Raw genomic sequence first — 8,645 nt, 5'->3', positions numbered from 1 at the left:
AAGGCTAAAGGCTAAAGGCTAAAGGCTAAAGGCTAAAGGCTAAAGGCTAAAGGCTAAAGGCTAAAGGCTAAAGGCTAAAGGCTAAAAAAGCGTATCAAAGAGTGCCCAAACGGCACTCTTTTTTTATTTTTTTCCCGCTTTGCTCTTGCTCTTCCTCTTCCTCTTCCTCTTCCAAGAGCCTAGGGCCACTCTTTTACACATGAACTGAATTCATGCATTACAAAATTCATTTCATTCGACGCCAGTAAAAACGCGGCATAAAATCGCAACCTCTTTCAGGCACCCTTATATTCATCTAATCAAATCATGCTATTAACAACTCTCTACATCATCGGGATCACAGCTGAAGCTATGACTGGGGCTCTAGCTGCAGGTAAGCGCCATATGGACTGGTTTGGCGTCATGCTGGTTGCCAGCGCTACCGCTATCGGTGGCGGTACGGTGCGTGATGTATTGCTGGGTCACTACCCATTAGGCTGGGTGGCTAACCCGCAGTACTTAGCCATTACTTGTCTTGCCGGGCTATTCACGACCATGGTGGCGCCACAAGTGGTTCGCTTCCATAAAGTGTTTGTCTTGCTTGATTCTTTGGGGTTGATTGTCTTTAGCATTATAGGTTGTCGCGTGGCGATGGATATGGGGCTGTCCCCACTTATCTGCCTCGTGGCTGCCGTTGTGACGGGTGTATTTGGTGGTCTGCTAAGAGATATGATCTGCCGCCGCCCGCCACTGGTACTACAAAAAGAGTTTTACGCATCAGTTGCCTTCATTGCGGGTGGCATGTACTACGGCTTGCTCTATTTGGGCGTGGAAGAAACCATTGTGACTATCGCTACGCTTGTCGTGGGTTTCGCTATTCGCATTGCCGCCGTACAGTTTGGTTGGAGCTTACCAGTCTTTCGATTCGAGGAACTAGAGACCGTTAAGGAGAAGCTAGACGCACCAGAAAGTTAATAATAAAAAACGGAACGAACGGAACACAAAAAAGCGAGGACATGTCCTCGCTTTTTGTATATTGCAGAAACTAAAGATGTATTAAATCTTTGGTGTATCTGTCATCACATCAGCATTCTGGCCTCGGTGGCGCAGCAGGTGATCCATCAGGGTGATCGCCAGCATAGCTTCGGCGATCGGCACTGCACGGATACCAACACATGGGTCGTGACGGCCTTTGGTGATCACCTCGGCAGTCTCACCTTGTTTTGTGATTGTTTCGCCCGGCACGGTAATGCTTGAAGTTGGCTTGAGGGCAATGTGCGCCACAATATCCTGGCCTGATGAGATGCCGCCTAGGATGCCACCAGCATGATTCGATTTGAAGCCTTCCGGTGTCATCGCATCTCGGTGCTCGCTACCGCGCTGCTCAACCACATCGAAGCCATCACCAATCTCGACCCCTTTAACGGCATTGATGCTCATTAATGAGTGGGCGATATCGGCATCAAGGCGGTCAAAAACTGGCTCTCCCAAGCCAACAGGAGCATTGTTGGCAACGACTGTCAGCTTGGCTCCGATAGAATCACCTTCTTTCTTAAGCTTACGGATAAGCTCGTCGAACGCTTCCACTTTATCGGCATCTGGACAGAAGAAGGCATTTTGCTCGACCTGCTCCCAATCAACCTTATCGATTTTAACGTCACCCATCTGCGAAAGGTAAGCACGCACTTCGATACCATGTACCTGCTTGAGGTATTTCTTAGCAACAGCACCGGCAGCAACACGCATTGCGGTTTCACGGGCAGAAGAACGTCCCCCCCCACGGTAATCACGGATACCGTATTTCTGGTGGTAGGTGTAATCAGCATGGCCAGGACGGAACAAATCCTGAATATTTGAATAATCTTTCGAGCGCTGATCGGTATTTTCAATCAGCAGGCCGATTGAAGTACCTGTAGTTTGGCCTTCAAACACCCCAGAAAGGATTTTGACTTCGTCTGGTTCACGACGCTGGGTCGTATATTTCGACGTACCTGGACGGCGACGGTCCAAGTCATGTTGCATATCCGCTTCAGTCAGTTCCAGCCCCGGTGGGCAGCCGTCAATAATGCAGCCCAGCGCTAGACCATGACTTTCACCAAACGTGGTGACGCGAAATTGTTGTCCAATAGTATTGCCTGCCATTACTTCCTCTGTGAATTCTTACCGCTTGATCGCCGCGGGGGGCGTATAACCAACATTGTCGGCAAGGCCGGCCAAGTGATAATTCGGTTATCGGGTGTTTTCGTCAATGAGTACAATAGTGCAAATTCGCTGACGGGATTGCAAGAGTGAATGTGACAGAAATTTTTCCTTCAAGCAGATACAAAAAAGCGGGCTAATTAAGCCCGCTCTTTAACTTCATTCTAGATAATGATTTGGATGGGGGTTAAATTTCAAAACCTACCCAACATGGACGTTGGGTTGGAGCGACATGGATGTCTATATGCGTTTTTGAAATTTCATCTCCGATTCAAATATTAAAATATACTGAATTATTCAGACTTTGGTGATTTCCACTTCTGAATACGGCTTGAGCCGCCATTGCTATTACGTGTACGCGGCGCTTCGTCATCACGCTGGTTACGGCGATGGCCCGGTTGCACACCACGACCAGGACGCGGGCTTCTGCGCTCATCCTGACGGTTCTGGCCTTGACTACGACCTTGCCCCTGACCACGGCCACTCCCTTGCGGACGGCGGTCATCACGTTCACTGCGTTCACCACCACGGCGACGGTTCGGCTCACCCTTACCTTGGTAGGTTTTGTATTTGATCTTACCTTCACCATCTTCTTTTGCCTGCTGGCGGCTATCGAATAGCTTGGCATCGGTTGCCTTCTTGATGCTCTGCCCCTGGCCATCGACCTTGGAGGCTTCTTCAGTCTTGCTCGAATCCGCAATTAGGCTGTGGATCTCAGCAATTTCGGCATCTGTCAGATAACGCCACTTACCGTTTGGCAAACCATCAATACTGACATTCATAATACGCACGCGGCGAAGCTTGAATACATCGTAGCCCAACGCTTCACACATGCGGCGGATCTGGCGGTTCAGGCCCTGGGTCAATACGATACGGAATGAGTAGTTGGTTTCCTTGGTGACCTTACAAGGCAGGGTCACGGTATCGAGGATCTCAACACCCGAAGCCATCTTGTCGATAAACTCCTGAGTGATTGGCTTGTCGACACGAACAACATACTCTTTCTCGTGCGAGTTACCGGCACGCAGGATTTTATTGACGATATCGCCATCGTTGGTAAGGAAAATCAAACCATCTGAAGGCTTATCCAAGCGGCCAATCGGGAAGATACGCTTACGGTGACCGATGAAATCAACGATGTTGTCTTTGATATGGCGTTCGGTGGTACACGTAATACCGGCCGGCTTGTTCAATGCAATGTAAATCGGCTGCTCTTTGGCACGAAGCGGCTTGTCATCCACTAGCACTTCATCACCTGGCATGACTTTAACACCCATCTCAGGCTCTTGACCGTTGATGGTCACCCTTCCTTGATCAATAAGCTTGTCCGCCTCACGGCGTGAGCAATAGCCTGTATCACTGATAAATTTGTTAAGTCGAACTGCTTTGGCCTGTTCGCCATTGGCAGCACTCTTGTTAGGCTGATTTTGAGACATAGTTTTCTTCTATACTGCGCGTTTCACAACGCGATCAAGGTTAGTCACGACATAATTATGGCCGGGTATTCTAGCAACAGCCCTGCGTCATGGGAAAGGAAATAAAAAAATGCCACCAAACGGTGGCATTTCATCAGTGCGGATTATGACTCCGAGAGTGGTTCACCTGTTGGCCCTACTTTCAGGCCATCATTTTGGGCCAGTGCCTTTTCCAATTGCTCCGCAACATAACCCGGGGACTTGGTATTGGCAGCCATCAAGCGATACATCGCCGGAATGACAATCAAGGTAACAAAGGTCGCAAAGGCCATACCGAAGAACACCACCACACCCACAGCGATACGCCCTTCGGAACCAGCGCCGGTTGAGAGGATCAACGGCACCGAGCCGAACAAGGTCGTAAACGCGGTCATCAGGATTGGGCGCAAACGGCGCTCGGAAGCATCGATAATCGCCTGCTCGAACGGGACTCCCTTATCACGAAGCTGGTTGGCAAACTCGACAATCAAGATACCGTTCTTGGTAACCATACCTATCAACATAATCATGCCGATTTGGCTGAAGATATTGAGGCTCTGATCCATAATCATTAGGCCCGCCAAGCCACCGAATATCCCCATAGGTACTGTCAGCATGACCACCATCGGGTTGATGAAGCTTTCGAACTGGGCCGCTAGGACTAGGTAGGCAACCAGTAGGGCTAGGCCGAACACCATCAGGATACTGCTCTGGTTTTCGCGGAAGTCTTTTGACTCACCGGCGTAGTCAATCACAATATCACTTGGCAGCATCGACAATGCTTGTTCATCCAAGAAATCCAGTGCCTGACCTAGGGTATAACCTGGGACCAAGTTGGCTTTAAGGGTGATCGACTTCTGCTTCTGGTTATGGCTCAGGCGTTGTGCCGAGGCGACTTCTTCCACTTCAGCCAAAGATTCCAAAGTGATCAGTTGACCAGCACGGGTACGGACATAGATCTGGCTCAGGTCCGATGCGTTATTGAAGCTGTTTTCATCACCACGCAGGTAAACATCATATTCTTCACCACGATCGATGAAGGTCGTTTCGCTGCGTCCGCCCAGCATGATTTCCAAGGTTTCGGCAATATCATTGACCGGAATACCAAGCTCAGCCGCTCGCTGGCGGTTAACCGATACCACCAACTCAGGCGTGGTTTCGGCGTAGTCGAGATCTGCACCTTCCATCATCGGGTTATCGTCGGCAATATCCTTCAGCTTACTAGCCCACTGGAAAAGCTCACTATAATCCGCGCCATTGAGAACGAACTGGATAGGTTCAGAAGAGCCCCCACGGAAACCCGGCATAAATGGCCAAACACGGACATCCGGAATACCCTGCAGCTTTTTACGTACCATATCCAATGCATCCGAAGCGGAAACATCACGATCTTCCCAGTTTTCCAGCTGCATGATCACAAAGCCGGTCTGGTCTCCGGCACGACCACCGAAGGCTGGGGTCTGGATAGAGACAGATTTGATCACACCCTGGCCAACCATTGGCAGCAAACGCTCTTCCACCTCTTCGATATTACCAACCATACGGTTGTAACTGGTCCCTTCCGCACCTTTAACAAAGGCAAAGATAACACCACGGTCTTCCTGTGGGGCTAGCTGTGAAGGAACGGTTTTCATCAATACAACACTGAGGCCAACAAACGCCAATACAATCAATGGCGCGCCATAGCGGTAGCGGACTGAGACAGTGACAACCTTGCGATATGCCTTCTCCAAGCGGCCAAACATACGATCAACCCACACGTTGAACTTGCCAGGCTTCACGTTGGCTTTAAGTAGCTTACTCCCCAGTACCGGGCTCAGGGTCAATGCGATAATCGACGAGAAGATCACGGCCATTGCCAGCAACACCGCAAACTCGGTAAATAGTGGACCTACCATTCCGTCCATGAAGGAGATCGGTAGGAATACCATTACCAATACGACAGTGGTAGCTACTACCGCAAAGCCTACCTCACGGGTACCTTTATAGGCTGCCAACAAAGGCGGCTCGCCACGCTCGATATGGTGATAGATGTTTTCCACCACCACGATGGCATCATCGACCACCAAGCCGATAGCCAGAATCAAGGCCATCAGGGTCAGCAAGTTAATCGAAAAACCGAGGAAGTACGCTACCATAAAGGCAGAAATCAGCGATACCGGCACCGTGATTGCCGGAATCAGGGTTGCCCGCGCCTGACCGATAAAGATGTAAAGTACCAGCACAACCAGTAAACCGGTAACAAACAGCGTGCTATATACCTCTTGAATTGACCGGTCGATAAAGATGGTCGAGTCATAATCGACATACAGCTCGGTGCCTTCAGGCAAGAAGCGTTGCATTCGCTCTACTTCTTCGTATACCGCTTTGGACACATTCAGCGGGTTGGCGTCTGTCATAGTGACCATGCCAAGGCTCAGGTTGGAAATACCGTTGTTTTTGAAGGTGGCATTTTCGTTCTGCGCGCCAATACCGACTTCAGCAACATCTTTGAGGTAAATAGGCGAACCATCTTCGGCAGTGCGCACAACGAGATAATCGAAGTCTGACGCATCTTGGTACAGGCGTGCGGTACGTACCGACATAGTAGTCGTATCATTACGTACCTCACCACCCGGCAACTCAACGTTCTCCAGCTTCAGGGCACTAACGATATCACTGGTAGTTACGCCACGGCCGGCCATTTGGTCAGGCATTAACTTAACGTACATAACCCGGTACAAGGCACCGCTGAGGTTTACTGAGCTCACCCCATTGATCAGGCTGAAGCGGTCCATCAGAACACGTTCGGCATAATCAGTCAGCTGGGTACGGTCCATCACACTCGATGTCAGGTTGATATACACCGCAGGCTCACCCGAACCGTTATCTTTCGAGACCACAGGATCATCGGCTTCGTCAGGCAGGCGGCGCTGGGCACGTGACACCGCATCACGCACATCACTGACCCCTTCGGTCAGGTTCCATCCGAGTTCAAACTCAATCGTGATCCGCGACGATCCATTCCGGGTGGTGGAAGTAATACTCTCGATCCCACTGATCCCCGAAAGCTGGTCTTCAAGCACCGTGGTGATCCGGCTTTCCATAATGGTGGCGGAGGCCCCAGAATAGCTGGTTGATACCGTCACAACCGGGTTTTCGACATCCGGCATTTCACGAACGGACAGCTTGGAAAAAGACACCAAGCCAAAGACCACCAACAGCAAACTGAGAACGATAGCGACAACCGGACGCTTTACCGATACATCAGATAACCACATTAAACTTCATCTCCAGCTGGGCTTTGTTGTTTCGGCGCGCCATTGGCTTTCTGAGCCATGATGTCATTGACCTGCACCCCGTCACGCATATTCACCAGTCCCTGGACCACAATGCGATCGCCAATGCCGATCCCTGACTCGATCACCACTTCGTTTTCTACCCGAGCACCCAGTTGTACTTCCGTACGGTGGGCTTTACCAGCTTCATCCACTAGGTAAACAAAGCGTTTGGTACCAGAGTATTCCAGCGCCTGAACAGGAATAACAGCTGCATCCTGTGGCGCAAAACCGATATTGGCCGCCATTAGCATGCCAGGCTTAAGTAAGCCCTCCTGGTTATCAAACACTACACGGACACGGATATTAAGAGAGTCGGCCTGAACGCGGGAATCAATCGCTTTGATCTCACCGCTAAACGCCCGGCCTTGCCAAGCTTGGCTGCTTGCCTCGACGGTCATGCCTTCACGTAGGAAAGACAAGTACTGTTCCGGGACTTGAATATCCAGGCGCATTGAAGACAAATCATCGAGCGAGAACAACTCGCTCCCCACTGTCAGCATGTGGCCTTCGCTGAAATCCACCAAGCCAACAGTACCGCTAAATGGTGCACGGATAGCGTGGTCATCCAAATCGGCTTTTGCTGCTTTGAGGCGGGCGTCGGCAATACTGACACTGGCTAACTGGGCATCCAATTCAGTTTGGGTAATAGCACCACGGCTAACCAGCTTCTGGTATTCGCTGTATTTACGCTTCTCGTCGTTGAGGTAAGCTTGCGCTTCTGCATAAGAAGCTTGCGGTTTGGCATCATCAAGCTGAACCAATAAATCGCCTTTTTCGACCTTGCTGTTTACTCCGATTGCAATTTGCTCGACACGGGCCGCAACCTGAGTCGCCACATTGACTGAGCGCTGCGCCTCAAGCTTGCCAACTAATGACAGAGACTGAGCAACAGGGTGGGAACTCACTTCACCGAGCGTTACCGGGATCTCACGTGCCGAGCGTCCAGCCGGCTGCTCGGCTGCCACTGACTGGCTCTGGAAGTAGAAATAACCGCTACCTGTTAACGCGGCAGTCACCAATGCCGCAACAAGGACCTTTTTCATTGTGGAATCCAATTTTTATAAACTGCATGCATGATATCTGAACAAGGGCTGGATCGGGGTAAAGAAGTGTAAAGAAAAGCAATGTCACATTTACCAATGAGGCTGTATTGTTGCGAAAAACGCTGATAACGCCATCACAATCAACAATATGATGAAAATAGCAGCAAGCAGACAAAAATAGTTAGGAAAAGGGTTTACAGAACATCTCGGTTTGCTAATATGCGCTCCGCACTTGTGGAGGGGTTCCCGAGTGGCCAAAGGGAGCAGACTGTAAATCTGCCGGCTCCGCCTTCGATGGTTCGAATCCGTCCCCCTCCACCATTATTCTTGAAAGGTGTTCCTGACTTGTGTAAGGTACGTCTTTCCGCTAGTTGAGATTACTCCTAGCAACCAGAACCCTGTGGAGGGGTTCCCGAGTGGCCAAAGGGAGCAGACTGTAAATCTGCCGGCTCCGCCTTCGATGGTTCGAATCCGTCCCCCTCCACCATCATTTTGAAAATTGTTTAACTCATAAGAGTGGCCGACAGTTTTCTGGCTATATAAGCCAACATAAATTGCAACACCCCGTGGAGGGGTTCCCGAGTGGCCAAAGGGATCAGACTGTAAATCTGACGGCTCTGCCTTCGATGGTTCGAATCCATCTCCCTCCA

The 8,645-nt window shown here is 50.4% G+C and carries 5 protein-coding genes and 3 tRNA genes; 4 read left to right on the top strand and 4 right to left on the bottom strand.

Annotated elements, in window-relative coordinates; translation table 11 throughout:
- The first annotated feature begins 306 nt into the window (after positions 1-306).
- Positions 307-954 (top strand): trimeric intracellular cation channel family protein, encoded by a 648-nt coding sequence (locus tag BIZ37_RS28100; protein ID WP_107300729.1) that lies wholly within the window; start codon positions 307-309, stop codon positions 952-954.
- A gap of 81 nt (positions 955-1,035) precedes the next feature.
- On the opposite strand, the gene aroC is transcribed toward BIZ37_RS28100, so the two are convergent.
- From aroC to BIZ37_RS28080, 4 genes are all read right to left on the bottom strand, one after another.
- Complete coding sequence (gene aroC / locus BIZ37_RS28095) at positions 1,036-2,121, bottom strand: chorismate synthase (RefSeq protein ID WP_187464341.1); 1,086 nt, start codon at positions 2,119-2,121, stop codon at positions 1,036-1,038.
- Between the two features lie 350 nt (positions 2,122-2,471).
- Complete coding sequence (gene rluF / locus BIZ37_RS28090) at positions 2,472-3,614, bottom strand: 23S rRNA pseudouridine(2604) synthase RluF (protein ID WP_187464340.1); 1,143 nt, start codon at positions 3,612-3,614, stop codon at positions 2,472-2,474.
- A 143-nt stretch (positions 3,615-3,757) separates the two neighbouring features.
- Complete coding sequence (locus BIZ37_RS28085) at positions 3,758-6,892, bottom strand: multidrug efflux RND transporter permease subunit (protein WP_187464339.1); 3,135 nt, start codon at positions 6,890-6,892, stop codon at positions 3,758-3,760.
- Entirely contained in the window at positions 6,892-7,995 is a 1,104-nt protein-coding gene (locus BIZ37_RS28080; RefSeq protein WP_187464338.1) for an efflux RND transporter periplasmic adaptor subunit, read from the bottom strand. The genes BIZ37_RS28085 and BIZ37_RS28080 overlap by 1 nt, the downstream gene beginning before the upstream one ends.
- 236 nt (positions 7,996-8,231) lie before the next feature.
- On the opposite strand from BIZ37_RS28080, the gene BIZ37_RS28075 reads away from it, so the two are divergent.
- From BIZ37_RS28075 to BIZ37_RS28065, 3 genes are all read left to right on the top strand, one after another.
- Positions 8,232-8,316 (top strand) — tRNA-Tyr (locus BIZ37_RS28075).
- A gap of 81 nt (positions 8,317-8,397) precedes the next feature.
- Positions 8,398-8,482: transfer RNA gene (locus tag BIZ37_RS28070), tRNA-Tyr, on the top strand.
- Positions 8,483-8,563: 81 nt separating this feature from the next.
- A tRNA-Tyr gene (locus BIZ37_RS28065) sits at positions 8,564-8,645 on the top strand.

It is taken from the genome of Photobacterium sp. BZF1, assembly GCF_014349205.1.
Taxonomy (GTDB): domain Bacteria; phylum Pseudomonadota; class Gammaproteobacteria; order Enterobacterales; family Vibrionaceae; genus Photobacterium.
Note: the sequence above shows the minus strand (reverse complement) of the source record. Positions and strands in the feature narration are given on the sequence as shown.

What these genes read in the sequence shown, in the direction of transcription:
- BIZ37_RS28100 (WP_107300729.1), top strand. Translation starts at nt 307, where the DNA reads ATGCTATTAACAACTCTCTACATCATCGGGATCACAGCTGAAGCTATG.
- BIZ37_RS28085 (WP_187464339.1), bottom strand. Translation starts at nt 6,892, where the DNA reads ATGTGGTTATCTGATGTATCGGTAAAGCGTCCGGTTGTCGCTATCGTT.
- aroC (WP_187464341.1), bottom strand. Translation starts at nt 2,121, where the DNA reads ATGGCAGGCAATACTATTGGACAACAATTTCGCGTCACCACGTTTGGT.
- BIZ37_RS28080 (WP_187464338.1), bottom strand. Translation starts at nt 7,995, where the DNA reads ATGAAAAAGGTCCTTGTTGCGGCATTGGTGACTGCCGCGTTAACAGGT.
- rluF (WP_187464340.1), bottom strand. Translation starts at nt 3,614, where the DNA reads ATGTCTCAAAATCAGCCTAACAAGAGTGCTGCCAATGGCGAACAGGCC.